The organism is Chryseobacterium sp., assembly GCF_022712095.1.
GTDB lineage: Bacteria > Bacteroidota > Bacteroidia > Flavobacteriales > Weeksellaceae > Chryseobacterium.
This window is the reverse complement of sequence record NZ_JALAHD010000223.1, coordinates 1-23,234: the sequence shown is the minus strand read 5'-3', so window position 1 is coordinate 23,234 and position 23,234 is coordinate 1. Positions and strand designations below refer to the sequence as shown.

Below are 23,234 nucleotides of genomic sequence, written 5' to 3'. Positions count from 1 at the left end.
TATGTAAATTAACTTATGCTGCATCACCAATCTTTCTCGTTGCTTTCGGGCATCGAATAAGAATTTTTATTTAAAATTCTTCTGGCGGTTTCTTTTTCTTTATCGCTTATTTTATTTAATATGGCGTCTTCAAGATCTTTAGGCATATTTCCCTGATTATTTTTTTCTTTATTCGGATCCTTGCCTTGGGGACTGTCTCCTTCATTTTCTTCACCTGTTCCCTGGTCCTGCTTCTGATCTTGAGGTTTTCCTTTCTGATCATCATTTTTCTGCTGATTATCGCCGCCGCCCTTGCCTGAATTATTTTGTTGATTTTTCTTTTGGTTTTCCTTTTCTTTTAATTTAGCAATTTCAAAATTCTTCCTGGTAGCCTCGTTATAAGGATCCTGTTTTAAAGATTGCTTATAATAATCCGCTGCTTTTTCCGGCTGATTCATCTGCATATAGGTATTTCCTAAGTTATGAAGTGCTGCTGCTTTATCAGGAAGTGTTTTTGAAAGCTGCTGTGCTTTTTCAAATTCAGCTTTTGCTTCTTCATACTTTTTATTTTTATACAAAGCATTTCCGAGATTATAATGAGCCATAAAATCTTTTTCATTAGCTTTTACAGCCTCCATATACTTGGAAGACGCCCCATCATAGTTTTTACCTTCAAATTTCTGATTGCCCTCATACACCAAAGTTCTATAGTTCTCCTGGCCCAACAGAAGACTTGAAAATGCAAAAACAATAAAAAACGATAAAAAGATGATTTTAGTATTCATTTCATGCAAAATTATTTTTTTATATGTTAATAAACAGCGTCTTATTTGTTAAAATTGGGTTAAATAGCTTTTTTAATCATTCATAAAAAAGTAGAAAAAGTTAAATATTAAAATCTCTTTTAGGATTAAAAATATAAATCAGAAAAAAGAAAAATAATGATACGGCTAAAAAGTATTGATAATAATGATTAGCATTCTGTGATTTCACCAGACTTACCGAAGACGACATTTTCTTATTTAAAGCATCTATAATCCTGTCCGGAGTCTCTTTAATATTATTACCGTCAATATAAGTCCCGGAAGTGGATTCTGCCATTTTCTTTAATGCATCGGTCTGCCTTTTGGAGATGACTGTTTCTCCGTTTCTATCTGATTTATAACCCATTAATTGTCCAAAAACATATTCTGGAACGGGAGCTCCCTCATCAGAACCTATTCCTACCGATATAATGGTAATTCCCTCTTTATTCGCCAGTTTGATAGCCGCATTATCATTTCCTTCATTATCTTCTCCATCACTTAATAATACCACTTTTCTGGATCCTTTGCTTACATTCTTAAATTTACTGACAGCAGTTTGCATTCCTTTTAAAAAATCAGTTCCCTGAATCTGCATCGAATTGGTTTCTATTGCACCTATATAGGTTTCTGCAGAATTATAATCCGTGGTTAAAGGCATAATAGATGCAGCCTGACCTGCAAAAATGATAATCCCCACTTTGTCATTGGTCATCTTCTGCATCGTATTTATCATCACATTCTTGGCCTCTGACAAACGGCTTGGATTAATATCTTCCGCATTCATAGAATTGGATACATCCAGCATGAATATTACATTATTCATTTTCTGATTGGTTTCAATTTCTTCCGAACCAGACAACAGGTCTATAATTGAGAATATAAGGAATAGCGTTCCCAATATATATAATGGAGGAAAGATTTTAGTAAATCCGGAGTTTTTCTCAAATAAAGATTCATGAAACTGGCCATCGGCAAAAGCTTCTCTTCTCCTCTTCTTCCATTTGAGAAAGCTGAGCAAAAAATAAGCGAGCAACGGCAAAAGCAGCAACAAAAGTATATACCAGTAATTTCCTAAATACCAATCCATCAGCTTAAAAATTTATAAAATACCCATCTCAATAAAGCATCCAGAACCAGCACCCCCAAGGCTATCCAAAGAAAAATATAGAAATATTCTTCATAGTTATAAAGCTTAGAAACCTTAACATCAGATTTTTCAAGTTGATTAATTTCATTGTAAACCTCCTCCAAACTGCTGTTGGAAGTCGCTCTGAAATATTTACCTCCTGTAGTCTGGGCTACTTCTCTAAGCACAGGTTCATCAATCTTTACTTCTGTTTCCGTGAAAACAAGATCTCCAAAAATATCTGTCTGGGTAGGCATTAATGCATATCCGTTAGTTCCTATTCCGATAGAATATACTTTTATACCATTATTTTTAGCCAGTTCGGCAGCTACCTGAGGAGGCATTGCATTTTCAATGGTATTCACTCCATCCGTCATCAGAATAATAATCTTACTCTTTGCCTTACTGTTTTTTAAATGGTTAACCGCAACAGAAAGACCTTCCCCTATAGCCGTTCCGGGCTGTAATTCCAGAGGATTGAGATTTTTAAGTTCATCAATTACTACCTGATGATCAGAGGTAACAGGCACTTTGGTAAAAGCTTCTCCGGAATAGGTTACCAAACCTAATCTATCATTAGGACGTTTTTCAACAAACTTGATGGCAATATCTTTCAAAGCAGTTAATCTGTCCGGTGTAAGATCTTTCGCCAGCATACTAAGAGATACATCCACAGAAAGCATAATATCAATTCCTTTCGTATCATCCCGATCCTGAGAAATTGTGAATGTTCTCGGCCTTGCCATCGCAATAATAAGCGCAGAAAGAATAATATATTTGGTTAATTTCAATATAAAAAGCACCAGCAATATCCCACTGTCGTGCTCCATATGGCTGACGGTTGGAACTTTGATTCCTTTTCTTTTTTGTTTGGTAATATCCCTGAATATAAGCGGAATAAACAAGAGAAAAAGAAGAAGAAACCAAGGGCTATAAAATTCAAAATTAAACATCCTTTCTCAAGTTTTCAAATTCCAGGTCCTTTGATGACCTTTTCACAAATTCCTTTATATCAGTAAAGTCTTTTTCCATGGTTTCCTTATCTGGAATTGTCTTGGCAAATTTCACCAGATCTCCTCTTAAAAATACTTCTTCCACAACCTTCTCATTATCCTGAGAAACCGTATTGTTTTCCTTAATCAGCTGAACGAGGTCATCCGTAAGTAAAACATCCGCTGGCAAATGATATTGTGTAGTAATAAATTTTCTTGAAATATCGATCAGCTCTACATAAAACGAACGATAATTTCCTCCTTCAATATATTTTTTCTTTTTAAGAGAATCCAGCTCTTTTAAAGTTTGATTAGTGATGACGACAGGAGGATCTTTCTTCCTTCGTCCCCACTTTATAAACATAATGACCGCAGCAATAAACGCAAGCCCTGCCAAAGCGGCCAGAACATACCATTTATAAAGCTCCCAATAATCTTTTACCTCAAGCTTAACTTCCTTATTTTTCATAATATCCGCAATCTGATCTCCTTTCTGAGCCGTATTGATTACATCTATTTCATAAGGTATGGTCTTAAGAATCCTGTCTCCTACTTTAAATTCAAGTTCAGGAATCGTAAATGTTCCTTCTTCATATACTGAAAATTCAATTCTTCTTTCATACAGGTCCGGCTGTATCCCGATACTATCTTTTATCTCTTCAAAATGAAAAGGAAGCAGTTCGTTTTTAGGAGCCGCAGAAACCTGCTGATTATTTAAATTATTAATCTTGATAACTAAATGGTTGATTTCCCCCAAAGCCATAGTTTTCTTTTCCAGGTTGGAAGAAAGTATCTGTGAAAATGCATTCGCACAGATGGAGAAAAACAGTAAAAATAGTAGTCTTTTCAAATCTATTTTAAGTTTTTAATAAATATATAATGGTAATTTCTCAATTACTTACTCTGAAAATAATTATACAGCAATCTGGAATAATCCGCATCCGCACTTATATTCAGAAAACCTGCTGAGCTTACAGCAAAGTCTTCTTCTAAAGCCCGTAGCTTTTGCTTCTGAGCTTCTGCAAATGTATACCTCCATCTTGCACTTGAGGTATTAGCCCAAATTTCTCTGCCTGTTTCAGCATCATGAAAAAGAGCATATCCTACGTTGGGAATCTCATTATCTTTTTCATCATAAATTCTCAACCCCAACAGCTGATGTTTTTTTGATGCAACTCTCAACATTTTGGAGTCATAAGGATCTTCAAAGTCCGAAAACAGAAAAACCAGAGATTTTTTTTTGAAAATACCCATCATATATTCCAGCGCTTTATCTACTTTTGAAATGCCAGCTACATAATCTGCGGTAAGGATTGTACTTATAATGGAAAGAATATGTTTTCTGCCTTTCTGCGGGGGAATCACTTTATATACTTTATCTGCAAATAAGATCAAGCCCACTTTGTCATTATTCCCTGCCGCCGAAAAACCTAAACTTGCTGCTATTTCAGCAACATATTCTCTTTTAAGCTGTGTCTTTGTTCCGTAGTCCATAGAAGCAGAAATATCTACTATAAGCATCATGGTGAGTTCTCTTTCCTCTTCCATTACCTTTACAAAAGGTTCACGGAAACGTGCTGTCTTATTCCAGTCTATTCTCCGGATTTCATCCCCAAACTGATAAGGACGTACCTCCGAAAAAGTCATCCCCTGTCCTTTAAAAGCACTGTGATATTGCCCCATTAAAGCAGCCTCCGTTTTCTTTTTGGTACGGATTTCAATCTGTTTTACTTTTTTTACAATATCTTTTATCTGCATAAGACTTAATTCAGAATTAATTTATTTTTTAAATTCGATCGATACATTCAACCATTCCTCATCAAACCTGGGACTGTACTTTTTATAAAAATTAATAGCCGGTTCATTCCAATTCAATACCTGAAAGACCATTCCGTTGTAGTCGTTCCGTTTTCCGTATTCCAAGGTAGCATCAAACAATTTTTTACCGATCTGCTTTCCTCTCATGCTTTCTGTCACTACCAGATCTTCAAGATACAGTCTTTTCCCTTTCCATGTGGAATATCGGTCATAATACAAAGAGATTCCAACAATTTCATTATTAATTTCAGCAACAAATGCCCCCCAAACAGGACTTGCTCCGAATCCGTCTTCGATAAACTGTTCTAAAGTTAAGGTAACTTCATGCAATGCCTTTTCATATTCAGCAAGTTCTTTAATGAGCTCCAGCATGGAGCTGCAATCTTCAGGAAGTGCTTTTCTGACTATAACTTCGTTCATTACGGGGCCTGGATTTTCGCTAAAATTCTATTGATAATTTCTTCTGTTGAGATTTCCTCAGCCTCTGCTTCGAAAGTTAATCCTATCCTATGTCTCAGAACATCTTTCGCCAATTCTTTTACATCTTCAGGAATCACAAATGCTCTTCCCTTTAAGAATGCGTAGGCTCTTGATGCAATGGCTAAATTAATTGAGGCTCTCGGGGAAGCTCCGAAACTTATATAATTTTTAAGCTCCGAAAGACCGTAATTTTCCGGATAACGGGTTGCAAATACCATATCCAGAATATATTTTTCAATCTTTTCATCAAGATAAATCTGATTGATGATTGATTTGGCATCCACAATATTCTGAAGGGAAATAACCGGTTTAATTTCCGGCTGATGAGAAGTGGAAACCATTCTCATGACCTTTCTTTCATCTTCAAACTCAGGATAATCTATTTTACATTTTAACATAAAACGATCACTCTGCGCTTCGGGTAAAAGATAAGTTCCTTCCTGATCGATAGGGTTTTGGGTAGCAAGCACCAAAAACGGCTTAGGCAATTTCATTGTTTCATCACCTATCGTCACCTGCTTTTCCTGCATCACTTCCAAAAGTGCCGACTGAACTTTAGCCGGAGCACGGTTGATTTCATCCGCTAATACAAAATTGGCAAATACAGGTCCTTTCTTAATAGAAAAGTCATTATCTTTAATATTATAAATCATTGTTCCTACCACATCCGCGGGAAGCAAATCCGGTGTAAACTGTATCCTCGAAAACTCACCATGTACTGCCTCTGCTAATGTTTTTATCGCTAATGTTTTAGCAAGCCCCGGAACTCCTTCCAGAAGAACATGCCCATTCCCTAACAGACCAACTAAAAGACGGTCTATCATATATTCCTGTCCAATAATTGCTTTATTAATTTCCTGTCTAAGAAGGGAAAACATATAGTTTTGTTCTTTGATCTTTTCCGTTAGCTGACGAATGTCTTCGGCTTGATGTAAATCTGACATAGCTTAATTTAAAATAGTTGGTAAATTTCTAATAAATACTTGCATTAATCAACACAATCAATGCCATTTTTGAGTTAAAGTTTGTTAAAAATTCCAGCGTTAATACATCATTGGTCTTACTACTTCATATAGCTTCCTAAGCCTTTACGGAAATTTTTCATAAAAATATATAAATTTTACTGGAAACCACCTCTTAAAAATTGTCATTTCCAGTTTATTAAACTATTTTTGGTGATTAAAATTTGTAAAATGAATTATCATTTTCAAGCACACAGACAGGTAAGAGAAAATATTTTGGAAATTTTACAGAATACTTCTCATGAAGATCTCTTATTAATTCCTGATGGTTTCAACAATAACATCTATTGGAATATTGCCCATGCAGTTGCCACACAGCAACTTTTGCATTATTATCTGAGCGGTAATCCATTCAGAATAGATAAATATTGGGTGGAAACCTACAAGAAAGGGACTTTACCTAATCTGAATGTTCAGAAATCAGAAGTTGAAGACTTAGCTTTTCTGTTAACCGAAACTTCAAAGATTTTAATGAAAGATTATGATCATGATTTCTTTTCAGATTATACTCCGTACACCACAAGTTTTGGTATGGATCTGAAAAGCATTCAAGATGCTATTATCTTTAACAATATGCATGAAAGTCTCCATTATGGATATGTTATGGCTCAGAAGAGAGCTATTTTAGGAGAGAAATATTAAAAGTTTAAATGGTAAACAACTCAATGAAAGACGATTTCATTTTTGGGCTACGTCCCGTAATAGAAGCTATTGAAGCTGGAAAAACTATTGACAAAATCTTTGTACAGAATGCGTTACAGGGTCCTATTTATGCAGAACTGAAAACTATTTTAGCTAAAAATAAAATACGTCCCAATTATGTTCCTGTTGAAAAACTTAACCGTTTTACAAGAAAGAACCATCAGGGTGTTGTAGCTTTTATTTCCGACGTTCCCTTTCACAGAATTGAAAATATTGTTCCTCAGCTTTTTGAGGAAGGTAAAACTCCATTCTTACTTATTTTAGACAGACTTACTGATGTAAGAAACTTTGGAGCGATCTGCAGAACAGCAGAATGCGTTGGTGTAGATGCTGTGATCATTCCGGAAAAAGGAGCTTCACCTATTAACTCAGATGCTATCAAAACTTCTGCAGGAGCCATCTATAATATAAAAATATGTAAAGAACCCAATCTTGCTCATGTAGTTGATTTCCTTCAGCAAAGTGGAATTTCAGTATTTTCGGCTACTGAAAAAGCACAGAAGCTCATTTATGATGTAGATTTTTCAGAACCTTGTGCTATTGTTATGGGAAATGAAGAAACAGGAATTTCAAAAGAGGTATTACATCATTCCGATGAAAAAATAAAACTTCCGATTGAAGGCAAAACTCAATCTCTGAATGTTTCAGTAGCATGTGGGGCTATATTATATGAAGCAGTAAGACAAAAAATGGTGAAAACAAATTAATAAACACAACTTAAAAAAAATCAAAATGAAAAACATAGCAGCATTCGCTCTAATCTCCATAGCTTTAGTATCTTGTAAAAAAGAAAAGGCAACAATTACCAAAGTAGATCCGGCTACAGGAAAAACAGTAACGGTAGAAGTACCCGCAGATTCTGTAGCAGCCGTAGTTGAAAGTCCAGCCATAACAGATTCCGCAGGAATTTTCACTCAGACTTTTAAGTTAGAAAAAGGAAAAACATATCCACTGACTACTTACCAGAGAGACGTGAAGACTATGACTGATCCTACAGGTAAAACAATTAATGGTACAAGTGAATCTACTGATGAGATGACATTTACAGTGAATGATCTTAAAGATAATGTCTATGATATGACTTTAGACCTTGTTTCCAAAAGAAACTCTCAGACGGCTAACGGAAAAACAATTGTAGTAGATACGAAACAAGCTGTACCAAAAGAGGATGATCTTAAAATGATATGGAATATCAACAGAGCTCTTACAGGAAATAAACTTACGATGAAAATGGATACGAAAGGAAATGTGATTTCCATTACAGGTTTTGATCCTATTTATACTAAAGTATCCAATGCAGTAGGAACAATTATTAAAGATGCCAATCAAAAGGCAAGCGTTGTAGCCAGTCTGAAAGAAAGTTTCAACGAAAAGGTTCTTAAAGATCAGTTCACCAAAAACCTGACTATCATTCCTAAAAAAGGTGTAAAAGTAGGTGATAAATGGAGTACTTCGGAAAGTGCTGATCCTAGCGGAAAGGTAAAAGTAACTTCCAACTATGTATTGAAAAGTGTAGGAAACGGTGTTGCTGAAATTTCAATATCAGGGGGTATTCCTAAAAAGACTGATAAACAAAAACAAGGAGAAATCACGCACAGCTTAAGCAGTGAACTTGTACAGAACGGAACGATCAAATTTGATCAGAATACAGGATGGATTAATACTCAGAATATTTCGGTAAAAACGACACAGATCGAAACTATTTCAGACGGTAAACAATCCCAATCGATGAAAAGTGTTTCCAATTCTTCTGTAATGGTAAACCCATCCTCTAAATAGAAGAAGTTTATAAAAATAAAAAAATGAAGTACATTTTTGAGTTAGTACTCGCTACTATTATCATCTACTTTGTATGGAATATTCTTAAAAGAATTTTTTTTAAGACTTTCCACAAGTACACATTTAATAATCCGAATAACAACAGAAGACAACAGGATATACACGACTCAAAGAAGAATACTAAACAAAAAATCAACTGGGATGCAGAGACTGTGGAATACGAAGAAGTGAAAGACCCAAAAACAGATCAAAAATAAAATCCTATTTCTTAAAAGATATACCCCGCATGGCTAAAAATAAAAACCTGATATATATTGCAATTTCTTTAGTTGTATTTATCATTTTGGCATTTTTATATTCCACTCCTGTTTTTACAGGGAAACAACTTTTCCAGCATGACATCGTGCAGTATCGTGGAGGTGCTAAGGAGCTTTTGGATTACAGAGCCAATTTTGGGAAAGAAACCTACTGGAGTGATTCCATGTTTGGAGGAATGCCCACCTATCAGATGGGGGCCCAGTTCCGCGGTGATATTATCAAAAGTATTGACGGATTCCTAAACTTTTTCCCAAGACCGGTTAATTACCTTTTTTTATTATTTTCAGGTTTTTTCTTCCTAGGCTTAGTAGCCGTAAGAAACTGGAAATATGCTTTATTGGGAGCCACTTTCTTTGGCCTCTCAACCTATTTCTACATTATTATTGCTGCCGGACACAATGGAAAAGTTCATACGATCGCTTATTTTGCTCCCTTATTAGCCGGGATCTTATTGGTTTATATAAGGAAAAAATATGTTATAGGATTTATTGTAACTACCCTTTTTATGGGGCTTCAAATCTCGGCTAACCACCCGCAAATGACTTATTACCTATTCTTGGCATTAGGATTTTTATTCATTTCAGAATTGGTAAGAGCCATTCAGAAAAAAACACCGATGAAGCATTTTATTGTTTCCTCGGTTATTCTTGCTGCTTCTTTTGTCATAGGTGTAGGAATGAATTCCCAAAGAATCATGGCCAATGCCGAATATGTAAAGGAAACCGTTCGTGGGAAACAAATCCTGAACAATGAAAGCCATACTTCCGGAAAATCCGGAATGGACAAGGAAAGCATGCTGATGTGGAGCTATGGAAGACTGGAAACATTAAATCTTTTCATCCCGAGATTAATGGGGGGAGGAAGCCAGGAACCTGAAGGGAAAGAGATCATGAATCATGTGCAGGAGCTTGTACAGCAAAATATATCCACTCAGGAAGAAATGGACAGAATTTCAAAAGGGTTCAGCGGAGTAACGTATTGGGGCGACCAACCCGGCACTTCAGGTCCGGCTTACCAGGGAGCTATTGTTTGTTTCCTTGCTGTACTAGGATTCTTTTTTGCTTCCAAAAAATACCGTTACTGGATTCTTGGAGCTTCCATTCTGACTGTCCTTCTCGCATGGGGAAGCAATTTCATGGTTTTATCAGACTTCTTCATCGATTTTGTACCTTTTTATAATAAGTTCAGAGCCCCTTCATCTATATTGGTAGTTGTGGAATTATTATTCCCCCTTATTGCCATTATCGGTTTATACAGATTTTTTACTGATGAAAAATTAAGCGAAGAATATAAACAGAAAATGCTCCTTTATGTAAGTGGAGTTGTTTTAGGATTAACTTTAATACTTCTTGTTTTCGGTAAAGCCCTGTTAGGATTTTCTACCGAAAATGAAAAAACATATTTCCCTCCTTTCCTGCTGGATTATCTGACAGATGAGAGATTTAAGTTATTCAGAATTGATGCTATTAAAGCATTTATCTATGTAGCGATTGCTGCAGGAGCTTTATTCTTAAGCTTAAAGAAAAAACTAAATCAGAATATTGCTTTGGTAATTATCGGAGTGGTCAGTTTGTTTGACCTGTGGACTGTCAATAAACGTTACCTGAATGATGATAATTATGTGGATAAAATTTTTGCTACCAATCCTTTTCAGACGGAAACTTCCGATTTATTAGCAGAAAAAGCTGCGGGAAATCCAAGTTTGGAATCTATTCTGGCTACTGTAAATGTTAACAAAACCCTAGAAACAATTGCAGAAAAAGATAAAAGTCATTACCGTGTATTCAATAATATCCTTGGAACATTCAGTGAAACGAATACTTCCTATTTCACCAATTCTGTCGGAGGTTATCATGCTGTAAAACTGAGACGGTATGATGATGTAATTAACGAATATTTTCAGGTAATGGATTCAGTAAGAGTTCCTAATATCCTAAACCTTCTCAATGCTAAATATTGGGTAATGGGTGGCCCTGAACAGCCACAAGCAATGCCTAACGCTAAAGCAAATGGAAATGCATGGTTTGTAGGAGATCTGAAATTTGTAGATACACCGAATGAAGAAATCAAGCAGATCGGTATAATTGACAGTAAAAAAACGGCTGTAATCGCCTCTTCTGACAAATCCTATTTTACAGGAAAACCTGTTCAGGCAGATTCTGCTGCATTCATTAACTTAACAAGCTACCAGCCTAATGAATTAGAGTTCAAATCTCAATCTAAAACACCTCAGCTGGCAGTTTTCTCTGAAATATATTATCCTCACGGATGGAAGATGTTTGTAGACGAAAAAGAAGTTCCCTATATCAAAGCGGATTATTTGCTTCGGGCTGTACATGTTCCGGCAGGAGCTCATAACATCAAAATGATATTCGAGCCTGAAGTGATAGAAACAGGAAAATGGGTTTCTTTACTTTCTTTCGGATTATTCATTGTATTGAGTGTTTTTGGTATTTTCTGGATGTTCAAAAACAGAGAAAAAAGAAAGACCATAGATTTAGATTCAATTAATTAATGGAAGAAAAAAAAATTCTCATCATTACTTATTACTGGCCTCCTGCTGGAGGTCCCGGTGTTCAGCGATGGTTGAAATTTGCAAAATATCTTCCCCAATCCGGATGGAAACCTGTTGTTTACACTCCTGAAAATCCAAGCTATCCTTTATTGGATGAAAGTCTTATAAAAGATGTGCCGGAAAATATAGAGATCATTAAAACCAAAATATGGGAACCATACCAATTGGCAGAAAAGCTGAATAAAAGCAACAAGAAATTTAAAGCCGGACAGTTTGATGTAGGACAAAACCAAAGCTGGAAATCCAAAATTTCCATTTGGGTAAGAGGTAACTTTTTTATTCCTGATGCAAGAGTTTTCTGGGTAAGACCTTCCGTTCACTTTTTGGAACAATATATAGAGAAAAATAAAATTGAGGTAGTGATTACTTCCGGCCCACCCCATTCCTTACATCTTATCGGATTAAATCTCAAGCACAGGATTGCCAATTTAAAATGGATTGCTGATTTTCGTGATCCATGGACGGAAATTTCATATTATAAACATTTAAGGCTTACTAAGGGCTCCGACAGAAAACACAGACAGCTTGAAACAGCAGTTTTTAAAAAAGCGGATATTACCTTAGCGACCAGCTATACCGATGCAGAAAATTTCAGAAAAAGAGGAGCCAATGCCATTTGTATTACCAACGGTTTTGATGAAACGGACTCTGTATCTTCAGCTGTTACTGAAACTAAATCAGATTATTTTACACTAAGCTATATCGGTGTCCTGGAGCAGCTTCGTAATCCGGAAAATTTATGGAATGTTCTTAATGATCTGATCGAACATAATTCTGATTTTGCAGAATATTTTCAATTGAAGTTTGCAGGAAGAGTAGATGATAAGATTTTACACCATTTTGATAATACTTCTCTAAGAAACCATATTAATAATCTTGGGTATCTTTCCCATGATCAGGCTCTCGTTGAAATGCAAAACTCCGATCTTCTTCTCATTACCAATTTCCCGAATGAATCTTCCAAAGGAATCATTCCCGGAAAAATATTTGAATATCTGGCTACGGGAAAACAGATCATTTCTTTTGGACCGGATAATGCAGATGTTGCTACTATTTTAAATGAAACTCAATCCGGAAGACATTTTAATTATCAGGATTCTGACAGGATGAAAAGTTTTATTATGGAAAAATTCGATCTCTGGAAAAAAGGTCTTCTGCAAAACAACACCCAGAATATCGAAAAGTTTTCACGAAAAAACCTGACTAAAAAACTTGCTGAAATCCTAGATCAATTATAATATATATCATATTTTTTGATTAAAATTTAATACCGATTCAATACCGTGATCGGGTTATATTCAATATCTTAGCAGTATGGAAATGTTAGATATTCTTATTATCGGAGGAGGTCCTATCGGTTTAAACTGTGCCCTTGAGGCCCAGAAAAATAATCTCACTTATCTTATCATTGAAAAAGGAACGATTGTCAATTCTCTTTACAATTATCCATTATACATGCGATTCTTTTCTACTGCAGAAAAACTGGAGATAGCAGAAATTCCGTTTATCTGTGCATCCCCAAAACCCGGAAGACAGGAAGCTTTAGAATATTATCAGGGAATTACGCGGCAAAAAGAACTGAATATTAATCTTTATGAGAAAGTATTGAATGTCTCCAAAAATGAAGGTTCATTTGATATAGAAACTTCAAAATCCCGGTATAAAGCTAAAAACGTAATCATTTCCACCGGCTTCTATGATATTCCGAATATTATGAACATTCCCGGAGAAAACCTTCCTAAAGTAAAACATTATTATACAGAGCCTTACCCATATGCACAACAGAAAATTGTCGTGGTAGGTTCCAGCAATTCAGCTGTAGATGCAGCACTAGAGACTTACAGAAAAGGAGCTAACGTTACAATGGTCATTCGCCATTCTGAGATTTCCAAAAGTGTAAAATATTGGGTAAAACCTGATATTGACAACAGAATTGCAGAGGGAAGTATTAAGGCCTACTTTAATGCTGAAATGTTGGAGATAAAAGAAAACTCTGTAATTTTCAAGGATGAAAACGGGCAAAACCATGAAATTGAAAATGATTTTGTACTGGCTATGACCGGCTATCTTCCTGATTTTGATTTTTTAAAGGGTTCCGGAATAGAATTACAGGGAGAATGCTTGAATCCTCTTTATGATCCTTCTACTATGGAAACTAATATTGAAGATTTATATCTTGCAGGTGTAGTTTGTGGAGGAAAAGATACTCACCTATGGTTTATCGAAAATTCAAGGAATCACGCGAATCTCATCATTACCAATATTCTGAAAAAAACAGTTAGAAGTTAACATTGGCTCCTATAGTGAAATTCCGTTTCGCTGCCGGATTATAAAAGCGGTTTCCAAAGGCATTGATATCAAAACCTGATACATAATCTGTATTATAGAGATTCTGAACCTGCAGGTAAAAATACACTCTTGTTTTTTCAAAATCAACAGGAATTCTGAATTGTATATTACCTACAAAACTGGATTTTGACCACACTAAATTAGCATCATTCAAAGGAACCTTTGAGGTATAAAAGTGTGAGTAATCAATTGCCAGTTTTTTAAAAAACACAAAATTCAATAAGCTGTTAATCGTCGTTGCAGGAACTCCCGTGAGATTATTCCCTGAATAGTTTTCACTATCCTGGATATATTCTTTAAATCTGAAATGATAAAAACTTCCGGAAAACCTGAATTTAAACTGACTCAACCCATGAGAGTTGAATTTGAAATTTTTAGATTCCACAAGACCTTCAAAACCTTTCTGTACAGAATTTCCCTGATTGATAAAAAATTCCTGTCCCATTTCATTCTGTCTTCTGACAATCGTATTTTTCATCCGGAAATCAAAATAGCTTCCTTCCAGAAACAGGACATTCCAAAACTGTTTTCTCAATCCTATTTCTTTATTCCATCCGTATTCCGGAACCAAATTCATATTAAACTGCTGATCAGATGCCCTGATTTCTTCATTGGTAGGAGCTGAATTTCCTTTTCCTATTTTTCCCCTTAATGAAAACCCATTCCCAAAAAGATAAGTAATTCCAAAATTAGGGAGCCACTGATTTCTATAATTAACTTTTCCATTTTCATTATCAGGATAAGATCGTTCCCAACTGTAAGTATTTGAATTTAAGCTTACAGAAATATCTGTGAACAATTTTTCATTCCAGTTTAGTTTCTGGGAAAGAAAATAAAATCCTGAAAGATTTTTTAGTTGATCAAAATTTTGTGGCACTCCTGTTTCTCCTCCGTTATTATCGAAATTTTTTACTGTGATATTATTAATTCCTCCCTCAAATCCTAATCGCCACTCCATAGATAGCCGTTCTACATCTTTTGTATAATTCAAATGGGTTCTCAAAGCAAAATTATTTTCAAACCTTTTTTCAAAATTGGTAATAAAAGGATTCCTGAAATCTACATAAGAACCTTGAACCATAATAAAATGTGAAAATGCAGAATTTATATTCCACTGATTAGATATTCCTGTCAAAAGCATTTTATTATGAATACCTGCATGCTGATCTTTGGCTCCCGGTAATACAGCTGTCGACGGTCTGGATTGTTTACGATTTGTTTTCATTTGCTCTAAGGTAAGCCCTCCCGGTGTTTCATAATTCAGATCAGAAAGCAGAAGCATTGTGTTCAGGATCCCTTTTTCAGAATAATTGTAACGGTCTTTTAAATAGACCTGTTTCCTTTCCACCGAAGATTGTTCTCTGTAAGAATCCGTTCTGTAATAATTATGAAAAATCTCAAAAAAATGTCTTCCTGATTGTTTTGAAAAATCAAAACTTTGGTTAAAAGCTCCATAGCTTCCTATGGAAAGATTAAGAGAAAGATGATCCGTATTTCTTGTCTGAAGAAGAATAGCACCTGCCGTCATAGCTCCATAATCTCCACTTTCAGGACCTTTATAAATTTCTATTGTATTGATCAATGCAGGAGAAATGATATTAAAATATGTATTTCCTGAAGCATCGGAGAGAATAAAATCATCAATATATACCTTTACATTCCGAACTCCAAACGGAGACCGAAGTGTACTTCCTCTTACAGATATCCTGTAGCTTCCCGGAGAACGTTCTTCCATTCGTACTCCTCCGACCTGATTAATGGATTTCAGCATTCTTTCGGGAGTATTTTGTTTCAGCAGATCACCGGAAACAACAGCCACTGATTTTGTAGAGGTGATGAAAGATGCAGGCTTTTTATAGGCATCAATCTTAACTTCTGAAATCAGGCTAGCTGAATCCTCTTCTTTTTTCTGCGAAAAGAAAAAAGAACCACCCAAAAAGAAAATAAGAATACCTGTTCTCATCATTAGACAAAACTAATGAAATGATTCTTAAAGGCTCTTTTTATCAGATTTTTTTTCTGCTAACAACCAGGGAATAATAAAGTAAAATGCAATAGCGATCAGTGTACACGCTACTCCGGTTCCTATCCAAAGTTTGCTGAATCCATAATTTTCAGCGATCAAAGTACCCAAATAAGGTGTAATAATAAAAGAGATGGAAAAAGCAATTCCATTCAGTCCCATATAGGCTCCTTTATTGTTATTACCTGAGCGTAGAGCTGTAATGGTAGACATAAAAGGCAGCACCCATATTTCCCCGATACATAAGAGAGTCATGGAGATAATTAAAGTAATCATACTATGATCAAAAGCCAGCATTCCGTAGGCAAAACCACAGATAAAAGTTCCAAGTAATAAGGTAAGAGCAAGACTGAAGTACTTTTCAGCGATCTGTACAAATCCCATTTCCAACAATACAATCAGGAACCCACTATATCCTAAAATAAACCCGATACTTTCCTGACTTAGCTTTGCGGTATCTTTATAGAAAATAGTTAACGTATTAAGAAGCTGGAAGAAACATACAGAAAAAAGCATACAAAAGATACAATACAGTATAAATTTACCATCCTTATAAGGTGAGTTTTCTTTTTCTACAATTTTTCCGGTGAATTTCTTCTTCTTTCCGGCAGCCAGCTTGTTTCTTTTACTAAAAAACCAAATATACATAAGACCCGCTAATAAGGCTCCTAAAGCATTACTGAAGAAGAGAAATTCATAAGAAATCCCAGATAAAATTCCTCCCAAGGCAGGACCTATTGAAAATCCAAGATTAACTGCCATACGGTTTAAAGAAAATGCTCTTGTTATATTTTCCGGTCTTGCATATTTAGTGATTGCTACTGAGTTGGCGGGACGGAAGGCCTCACTTATGGTACTTTGTGCTAAAATAATCCCTGCCAGTCCCACTTCCGTTTTAAAAAATGGAATCATACAAAACAGTGGAACACTCAGCAGCAAACTTAAGCTTTGTACACGATACTCTCCTATTTTATCCGTAATCTGACCTCCAAGCCAGGATCCTAAAACCGAACCTACCCCAAAAAAACTCAGAACAACTCCAGAACTCTTGATATCAAAACCTAGCTGAGAAGTCATATATACTCCTAAAAAAGGAAGCACCATAGAGCCTGAACGGTTGATCAACATAACCAGCGCCAACATCCAGCTCTCTTTGGAGAGGCCTTTAAATGAACTCGTATATATACTTATCAGTTTCACAATTATATTCCATAAAAATTCCGAATGCAAAATTAAGAAAATTAGTCCATAGCACAGTTCAAATTTATTTTTCAGAGAAAAATTCAACTTTATTTAACACTCAAAAGAATAACAGTTAAGAAAATTTTACACAATTATAATAATAAATGGTTATAAATTTCGTAAATTGCAACAAACAGGATATAATATTATCTATGCTAATTGTCGATTAGCTATTATCAAACGAAATCAAACACCAAGTATGAGGACATACGAAAGCTTACACGACACATTATCATTTTACCATATCAACTGTCAGGAATCTTATTATATCTCATCCGGAAAAGCTATTTTCAATTTCCCCGACCTTCCCTTCCGAATAGATTATTATGCACTCTGTATCTGTACCTCAGGAGAAATCAACATTGAAATAGACAAGCAGAAATATCAAATCGGAATTCATCATTTTTTTATTTCCGCCCCTTCTACCATTATTAAATTTTTAAGTACGTCAGAAGATTTCAAAATGAAACTTCTATTTTTCGACAAGAATTTTCTCATTAAAAACATTTCCAATCCTTTCATTATTGAAAAGATGAATCTATTTAATAAAGGTTCTTACAGCATTGTAAAAGCAGATGATAAAAATGCAGCCCTGATAACGGATTCAATGCGATATATGAAGAAAAAAACAAGATTGAAGGGTAAGTTCACAGAAGAAATCATCCGTTCTTCCATTTTCAATCTTTTATTAGAAGTAGCCGAGTTCATGAATAAAGAGCAGCTTATCAATTCCAAAAAGAAAGAAAGTAAAAAGGATCTTTTTCTTAAATTCCGTCAGCTTGTTCAGGAAAAGATCCAACAGTGCCGGAATGTCCAGTATTATGCAGACCAGCTTTTTGTTTCCAACAAATACCTGATAGAGATCGTTAAAAAATCAAGCGGAAAAACCCCACATCAGATCATCGATGAAACCTTATTAAGAGAAGCTTATGTTCTGCTTGGAAACCCTGATATTACCATTTCGGAAATCGCCTTTGAACTTCAGTTTAATTCAGCTTCAGCTTTTGGCCGTTTTTTTAAAAAGCACACATCTTATTCTCCTTCAGAATATAGAATCAACGAAAATATTTTTTCATAAAGAATTTGGGGATAATAATTCTGAAATTAGGGATAATTTATATGCCTTGAATAGGGGTACCTTTAGTCTGTTAATTAAAAAACAATACAAAATGAGTACAATCCCTTCAAAATTTGACAAAGTTTTAAATGCCTCATCACAATTCGGAAATGTAGTTCATGAACCTGATTCAAGTAAAGAGGTTCAGATTAACACACCTGAAAAAACGATGCCTTTTTCTGACCAAATCGGAAATTATCAGCGTAACAAAGGAATTCCTTTGAAATCTTACGAAAACAGTAAAATCTATATAATAGGAAGCGGAATTGCAGGAATGTCAGCCGCTTATTATTTCATCCGCGATGGCCATATTCCCGGAAAAAATATCATTTTCCTGGATCAGCTGCATGTAGAAGGAGGTTCATTAGATGGTGCCGGTAACGCAAAAGACGGATATATCATTCGTGGAGGCCGTGAAATGGATATGACATATGAAAATCTGTGGGATATGTTCCAGGATATTCCTGCCCTTGAATTACCTGCTCCTTACAGTGTTTTAGATGAATACCGTCTTGTTAATGATAATGACCCCAATTACTCTAAAGCCCGCCTTATTCACAATCAGGGACAAATACAGGATTTCAGTAAATTCGGAATAGAAAAAAAAGACCAGATCGCCATTATCAAACTTTTACTTAAAAAGAAAGAAGAGCTTGATGATTTAACCATTGAAGATTATTTCAATGAATCTTTTTTAAACAGTAATTTCTGGTTTTTCTGGCGTACCATGTTTGCTTTTGAAAACTGGCATAGTTTACTAGAATTAAAACTTTATATGCACAGGTTCTTACATGCAATCGATGGAATGAAAGATTTTTCATGCCGTTTTCCCTAAATATAATCAATATGACACTTATGTAACCCCATTAAAAAATTTCCTTGTGGATAAAGGTGTTCAGATTCAGTTTGATACATTAGTTAAAGACCTTGACCTTCAAATTAATACAGAAGGTAAAGTCGTGGAAGGAATCATCACCGAACAAGACGGTAAGGAAACAAAAATTCCGATAGGGAAAGATGATTATGTAATTGTAACTACTGGTTCCATGACAGAAAGCACTTGTTATGGAGACAATAAAAATGCTCCTGTTATTAATATCGATAACAGTACCAGTGGGCAAGGAGCAGGATGGAAATTATGGAAAAACTTAGCTGCCAAATCACCGATATTTGGAAAACCTGAAAAATTCTGTAGTAATATTGAAAAATCTGCTTGGGAATCTGCTACATTAACCTGTAAACCCTCTGCTTTTACCGAAAAACTTAAAGACCTATGTGTAAATGATCCTTATTCAGGCAGAACAGCAACCGGTGGTATTGTTACGATTACCGATTCCAACTGGCTAATGAGCTTTACCTGCAACAGACAACCTCACTTCCCTACCCAGCCTAATGATATCCTGGTAATCTGGGTGTATTCATTATTAATGGATAAAGAAGGTAACTATATCAAAAAAACAATGCCTGAATGTACCGGAGATGAAATACTGGCTGAACTTTCTTATCACCTTGGAATCATCGACGAACTGGATAATGTAGTAGAAAATACCATCGTACGTATTTCATTTATGCCTTATATCACTTCGATGTTTATGCCTAGAGCTCAGGGAGACCGTCCAAGAGTAGTTCCTGAAGGCTGTAAAAACCTCGGGTTAGTGGGGCAATTTATAGAAACCAACAATGATGTGGTATTCACAATGGAAAGTTCAGTAAGAACAGCCAGAATAGCCGTTTACGAATTACTGAATCTGAATAAACAAGTTCCGGATATCAATCCTTTACAATACGACATCCGACATTTATTGAAGGCTACCCAGGCACTGAATGATTATAAACCATTCTTAGGTGAAGGCATATTAAGAAAAATCCTTAAAGGATCTTATTTTGAACATATTTTGGTTAACCGCACTGAAGAAAAAGAAGAACATGAGTCTTTCTTTATGGAGCATGTAAACAAGTTCCAGGATTGGATTAAGGGAATAAAAAGTTAATTTAGAATTAGTGAGTTAGCTCAAATTTCACTAAATTAATACTATTAAAATAATACACATGAATTTTAAAAATGTAACAGTGGCAGGAAGTGGTGTATTAGGGTATCAAATCGCCTTTCAGACTGCTTTTCACGGATTTAATGTAACCGTTTACGATATCAATGACGAGGTACTGGAAAAAGCAAAAAAGAAATTTGAAATTTTAAGTAAATCTTATCAGGAGGATTTAAATGCAACTCAGGAACAGCTTGACGTTGCGTTTAAAAACTTAAGTTACGATTCCGATTTAGCCAGTGCTGTAAAAGATGCTGATCTTATTATAGAAGCCGTTCCTGAAGATCCGAAAATTAAAATTGAGTTCTATGAAAAACTAGCCAATGTAGCTCCTGAAAAAACCATATTTGCCAGTAATTCATCTACTTTACTGCCAAGCCAATTTGCAGAATATACGGGAAGGCCTGAAAAGTTTCTTGCCTTACACTTTGCCAACGAAATATGGAAACATAACACCGCAGAGATCATGAAGCATCCGGGAACCTCTAAAAGCGTTTTTGATCAGGTGGTTGATTTTGCCAAAGCTATCGGAATGGTTACTCTTCCTATTTACAAAGAACAACCGGGTTATATTCTGAATTCATTACTGGTACCGTTATTAGGTGCGGCGATGGATCTCTGGGTAAAAGAAGTAACCGATATTGAAACCATCGACAAAACATGGATGGTGGCAACAGGTGCTCCTACAGGACCGTTCGGAATATTGGATGTCGTAGGAGTTACTACAGCTTACAATATCAATAAAATGGAAGCTGATAAAACACAGGATCCGATTAAACTGGAAATTGTCAGAAAATTAAAAGAAGAATATATTGATAAAAATAAATTGGGAGTTCTATCCGGAGAAGGATTTTATAAATATCCTAACCCGTCTTATCAGGACAAAGATTTCATTAAATAGATATTTTTAAAATAATAATGGTGGCTTTGAGAACCTCAGCCACCATTTTTTTGACCTCTTATTGGTCATTATCATTTGTTTATAAACTGAGTATTACTCCGGTTTATAAGAATCTTTTAAAGTAACCGTACGGTTGAATACCAGTTTATCTTCTGTAGAATCCTGGTCTTTAGTAAAGTATCCTATTCTTTGGAATTGAAGAGGTTCTCCTACTGCAGCATCTTTTAAAGCCGGTTCTGCAAATCCTTGTATTAATTTTACCGATTCAGGATTAATAAAATTCAGGAAATCAACATCTTTTTCTGCATCCGGTTGTTCTACTGTAAACAGTTTATCATATACTCTTACCTCAACAGGAATAGCATGCTTGGCAGATACCCAATGTAAAGTTCCTTTTACTTTCCTTAAACTTTCTTCAGTTCCGCTTCCTGATTTACTTTTTTCATCATAAGTTGCATAAATGGTCGTAATTTTACCATCAGCATCTTTTTCCACTCTTTCAGCTTTGATAATATAAGCAGATTTTAGTCGAACTTCTCCTCCTAGCTTAAGTCTAAAGAATTTATTATTTGCTTCTTCTTTAAAATCTTCACGTTCTATATATAGTTCTCTGGAAAAAGGCACTTCTCTTGTTCCTGCTCCTTCCTGTTCAGGATTATTTTCTGTTTCCAGCCATTCTTCTTTATCTTCCGGATAGTTTTCAATGATTAACTTCACCGGATCTACAACAGCCATTACACGTTTAGCAACCTTATTCAGATCTTCACGCACACAGAATTCCAGTAACTGAAGCTCTATAAGATTCTCTCTTTTAGCCACTCCTACTTTATCAATAAAATTTCTGATAGATGTCGGAGTAAATCCTCTTCTCCTCATTCCTGAAATAGTGGGCATCCTCGGATCGTCCCATCCTGTTACCGATTTCTCAGCAACAAGTCTTTGCAGCTTTCTTTTGGAAGTGATCATATATGATACGTTCATTCTTGCAAATTCTCTTTGCTTAGGGGCAATATTAGAATCATTTTCTTCAAAAACCTGATCCAGGTACCAGTTATAAAGAGGTCTGTGATTTTCAAACTCCAGTGAACACAATGAATGAGATACCTGCTCAATATAATCGGTTTCACCATGTGCCCAGTCATACATCGGATAAATTTTCCATTGAGTACCAGTTCTATGGTGAGGACGTTTTAAAATTCTGTACATCACAGGATCGCGCATATTCATATTCGGTGATGTCATATCTATTTTAGCACGAAGAGACATTGTTCCTTCCTCAAATTCACCATTTTTCATTCTTTCGAATAAATCAAGGGATTCTTCTACAGGGCGATTCCTGTAAGGAGATTCTATTCCGTCTTCTGCCGGATTTTTTCTTTGTTCTGTAATCACTTCAGATGATTGTTCATCTACATAGGCTTTTCCTTCCTTGATCATCTTTACAGCCCATTCATAAAGCTGCTGGAAGTTATCTGAAGCATATAACTCCTTATCCCACTGGAATCCTAACCATTCTACGTCTTTTTTTATAGAGTCTACAAATTCCTGCTCTTCTTTTTCAGGATTTGTATCATCAAAACGAAGGTTAACAGGAGCATTATATTTCTCTCCCAATCCAAAGTTAATACATATAGCTTTAGTGTGTCCTACATGCAGATAACCATTAGGTTCGGGAGGAAAACGAAAACGGATCTGGTCCTTTCTCAAACCGTTTGCCAAATCCTCTTCTATAATTTGCTCAATAAAATTAAGTGATTTTTTTTCTTCTTCCATTAAAGTTAGCTTTATTATACTAAAAAATTCATACAAATTTAGGGAAATTTTAGAGTTTACAAAGTGTCCTATTTTAAATAAGCAAAGCTCTGTTATGCCATAAATTCATAAACAAAACTATAAGATACACATTTTTCCTTGAATATTCTACATGAGAATTGTTATTTAATACTATTTTTTCATCTAT

General features: G+C 35.3%; 19 protein-coding genes and 1 pseudogene. 10 read left to right on the top strand and 10 right to left on the bottom strand.

Translation table 11 applies throughout. From position 1 onward, the window contains the following. Nucleotides 1–23: 23 nt before the first annotated feature. From Q0A18_RS11800 to Q0A18_RS11770, 7 genes are all read right to left on the bottom strand, one after another. A complete protein-coding gene (locus Q0A18_RS11800) occupies nt 24–764 on the bottom strand; it encodes a tetratricopeptide repeat protein (protein WP_292010348.1) in 741 nt (246 codons plus the stop codon). 100 nt (nt 765–864) lie between these two features. Beyond that, nucleotides 865–1,872, bottom strand: a complete 1,008-nt coding sequence (locus Q0A18_RS11795; protein ID WP_292010347.1) for a VWA domain-containing protein — start codon at nt 1,870–1,872, stop codon at nt 865–867. Next, nucleotides 1,872–2,864 carry a VWA domain-containing protein gene (locus tag Q0A18_RS11790; RefSeq protein WP_292010346.1) on the bottom strand — a complete coding sequence of 331 codons (993 nt, stop codon included), beginning with the start codon at nt 2,862–2,864 and terminating at the stop codon, nt 1,872–1,874. The genes Q0A18_RS11795 and Q0A18_RS11790 overlap by 1 nt, the downstream gene beginning before the upstream one ends. After that, nucleotides 2,857–3,753: a hypothetical protein gene (locus Q0A18_RS11785; RefSeq protein WP_292010345.1), complete on the bottom strand. Its 897-nt coding sequence runs from the start codon at nt 3,751–3,753 to the stop codon at nt 2,857–2,859. Before Q0A18_RS11785 ends, Q0A18_RS11790 begins: the two co-directional genes overlap by 8 nt. Nucleotides 3,754–3,797: 44 nt before the next feature. Next, complete coding sequence (locus tag Q0A18_RS11780; RefSeq protein ID WP_292010344.1) at nt 3,798–4,661, bottom strand: DUF58 domain-containing protein; 864 nt, start codon at nt 4,659–4,661, stop codon at nt 3,798–3,800. A gap of 21 nt (nt 4,662–4,682) precedes the next feature. Continuing rightward, nucleotides 4,683–5,141 (bottom strand): GNAT family N-acetyltransferase, encoded by a 459-nt coding sequence (locus tag Q0A18_RS11775; RefSeq protein WP_292010343.1) that lies wholly within the window; start codon nt 5,139–5,141, stop codon nt 4,683–4,685. Beyond that, nucleotides 5,141–6,145 (bottom strand): MoxR family ATPase, encoded by a 1,005-nt coding sequence (locus Q0A18_RS11770; protein ID WP_292010342.1) that lies wholly within the window; start codon nt 6,143–6,145, stop codon nt 5,141–5,143. Before Q0A18_RS11770 ends, Q0A18_RS11775 begins: the two co-directional genes overlap by 1 nt. Nucleotides 6,146–6,394: 249 nt before the next feature. Between Q0A18_RS11770 and Q0A18_RS11765 the strand changes: the two genes are divergently transcribed. The 7 genes from Q0A18_RS11765 to Q0A18_RS11735 all read left to right on the top strand — a co-directional run bounded on the left by Q0A18_RS11765 (nt 6,395) and on the right by Q0A18_RS11735 (nt 13,886). After that, nucleotides 6,395–6,865 carry a DinB family protein gene (locus tag Q0A18_RS11765; protein ID WP_292010341.1) on the top strand — a complete coding sequence of 157 codons (471 nt, stop codon included), beginning with the start codon at nt 6,395–6,397 and terminating at the stop codon, nt 6,863–6,865. A 23-nt stretch (nt 6,866–6,888) separates the two neighbouring features. Then, complete coding sequence (gene rlmB, locus Q0A18_RS11760) at nt 6,889–7,632, top strand: 23S rRNA (guanosine(2251)-2'-O)-methyltransferase RlmB (protein ID WP_292010340.1); 744 nt, start codon at nt 6,889–6,891, stop codon at nt 7,630–7,632. 25 nt (nt 7,633–7,657) lie between these two features. Beyond that, nucleotides 7,658–8,704: a DUF6263 family protein gene (locus tag Q0A18_RS11755; RefSeq protein WP_292010339.1), complete on the top strand. Its 1,047-nt coding sequence runs from the start codon at nt 7,658–7,660 to the stop codon at nt 8,702–8,704. A 23-nt stretch (nt 8,705–8,727) separates the two neighbouring features. Further along, nucleotides 8,728–8,961, top strand: a complete 234-nt coding sequence (locus tag Q0A18_RS11750) for a hypothetical protein (RefSeq protein WP_292010338.1) — start codon at nt 8,728–8,730, stop codon at nt 8,959–8,961. Between the two features lie 29 nt (nt 8,962–8,990). Beyond that, nucleotides 8,991–11,537: a YfhO family protein gene (locus Q0A18_RS11745; protein ID WP_292010337.1), complete on the top strand. Its 2,547-nt coding sequence runs from the start codon at nt 8,991–8,993 to the stop codon at nt 11,535–11,537. Further along, nucleotides 11,537–12,835, top strand: a complete 1,299-nt coding sequence (locus tag Q0A18_RS11740; RefSeq protein WP_292010336.1) for a glycosyl transferase family 1 — start codon at nt 11,537–11,539, stop codon at nt 12,833–12,835. The genes Q0A18_RS11745 and Q0A18_RS11740 overlap by 1 nt, the downstream gene beginning before the upstream one ends. Nucleotides 12,836–12,911: 76 nt before the next feature. Continuing rightward, the gene (locus tag Q0A18_RS11735; RefSeq protein ID WP_292010335.1) at nt 12,912–13,886 is read left to right on the top strand and encodes a YpdA family putative bacillithiol disulfide reductase; all 975 of its coding nucleotides are present in this window, start codon (nt 12,912–12,914) and stop codon (nt 13,884–13,886) included. Here the strand turns inward: Q0A18_RS11735 and Q0A18_RS11730 are convergent. Next, nucleotides 13,876–15,912, bottom strand: coding sequence for a TonB-dependent receptor (locus tag Q0A18_RS11730; protein WP_292010334.1), 2,037 nt, complete (start codon nt 15,910–15,912; stop codon nt 13,876–13,878). The genes Q0A18_RS11735 and Q0A18_RS11730 overlap by 11 nt on opposite strands. A 24-nt stretch (nt 15,913–15,936) precedes the next feature. Next, complete coding sequence (locus tag Q0A18_RS11725; RefSeq protein WP_292010333.1) at nt 15,937–17,169, bottom strand: MFS transporter; 1,233 nt, start codon at nt 17,167–17,169, stop codon at nt 15,937–15,939. 241 nt (nt 17,170–17,410) lie between these two features. On the opposite strand from Q0A18_RS11725, the gene Q0A18_RS11720 reads away from it, so the two are divergent. From Q0A18_RS11720 to Q0A18_RS11710, 3 genes and pseudogenes are all read left to right on the top strand, one after another. Next, nucleotides 17,411–18,289, top strand: coding sequence for a helix-turn-helix domain-containing protein (locus tag Q0A18_RS11720; protein WP_292010332.1), 879 nt, complete (start codon nt 17,411–17,413; stop codon nt 18,287–18,289). A 91-nt stretch (nt 18,290–18,380) separates the two neighbouring features. Beyond that, a pseudogene (locus Q0A18_RS11715) lies at nt 18,381–20,319 on the top strand (oleate hydratase). 58 nt (nt 20,320–20,377) lie between these two features. Continuing rightward, nucleotides 20,378–21,274 (top strand): 3-hydroxyacyl-CoA dehydrogenase, encoded by an 897-nt coding sequence (locus Q0A18_RS11710; protein WP_292010331.1) that lies wholly within the window; start codon nt 20,378–20,380, stop codon nt 21,272–21,274. A gap of 93 nt (nt 21,275–21,367) precedes the next feature. Here Q0A18_RS11710 and Q0A18_RS11705 read toward each other — a convergent pair whose 3' ends face one another. Continuing rightward, nucleotides 21,368–23,047 (bottom strand): glutamine--tRNA ligase/YqeY domain fusion protein, encoded by a 1,680-nt coding sequence (locus tag Q0A18_RS11705; RefSeq protein ID WP_292010330.1) that lies wholly within the window; start codon nt 23,045–23,047, stop codon nt 21,368–21,370. Nucleotides 23,048–23,234 lie beyond the last annotated feature (187 nt).

Coding starts and splice junctions, on each gene's coding strand:
- Q0A18_RS11775 (WP_292010343.1), bottom strand. CDS start 5,141: ATGAACGAAGTTATAGTCAGAAAAGCACTTCCTGAAGATTGCAGCTCC.
- Q0A18_RS11790 (WP_292010346.1), bottom strand. CDS start 2,864: ATGTTTAATTTTGAATTTTATAGCCCTTGGTTTCTTCTTCTTTTTCTC.
- Q0A18_RS11735 (WP_292010335.1), top strand. CDS start 12,912: ATGGAAATGTTAGATATTCTTATTATCGGAGGAGGTCCTATCGGTTTA.
- Q0A18_RS11710 (WP_292010331.1), top strand. CDS start 20,378: ATGAATTTTAAAAATGTAACAGTGGCAGGAAGTGGTGTATTAGGGTAT.
- Q0A18_RS11740 (WP_292010336.1), top strand. CDS start 11,537: ATGGAAGAAAAAAAAATTCTCATCATTACTTATTACTGGCCTCCTGCT.
- Q0A18_RS11750 (WP_292010338.1), top strand. CDS start 8,728: ATGAAGTACATTTTTGAGTTAGTACTCGCTACTATTATCATCTACTTT.
- Q0A18_RS11720 (WP_292010332.1), top strand. CDS start 17,411: ATGAGGACATACGAAAGCTTACACGACACATTATCATTTTACCATATC.
- Q0A18_RS11795 (WP_292010347.1), bottom strand. CDS start 1,872: ATGGATTGGTATTTAGGAAATTACTGGTATATACTTTTGTTGCTGCTT.
- Q0A18_RS11770 (WP_292010342.1), bottom strand. CDS start 6,145: ATGTCAGATTTACATCAAGCCGAAGACATTCGTCAGCTAACGGAAAAG.
- rlmB (WP_292010340.1), top strand. CDS start 6,889: ATGAAAGACGATTTCATTTTTGGGCTACGTCCCGTAATAGAAGCTATT.
- Q0A18_RS11745 (WP_292010337.1), top strand. CDS start 8,991: ATGGCTAAAAATAAAAACCTGATATATATTGCAATTTCTTTAGTTGTA.
- Q0A18_RS11755 (WP_292010339.1), top strand. CDS start 7,658: ATGAAAAACATAGCAGCATTCGCTCTAATCTCCATAGCTTTAGTATCT.
- Q0A18_RS11705 (WP_292010330.1), bottom strand. CDS start 23,047: ATGGAAGAAGAAAAAAAATCACTTAATTTTATTGAGCAAATTATAGAA.
- Q0A18_RS11780 (WP_292010344.1), bottom strand. CDS start 4,661: ATGCAGATAAAAGATATTGTAAAAAAAGTAAAACAGATTGAAATCCGT.
- Q0A18_RS11765 (WP_292010341.1), top strand. CDS start 6,395: ATGAATTATCATTTTCAAGCACACAGACAGGTAAGAGAAAATATTTTG.
- Q0A18_RS11800 (WP_292010348.1), bottom strand. CDS start 764: ATGAATACTAAAATCATCTTTTTATCGTTTTTTATTGTTTTTGCATTT.
- Q0A18_RS11730 (WP_292010334.1), bottom strand. CDS start 15,912: ATGATGAGAACAGGTATTCTTATTTTCTTTTTGGGTGGTTCTTTTTTC.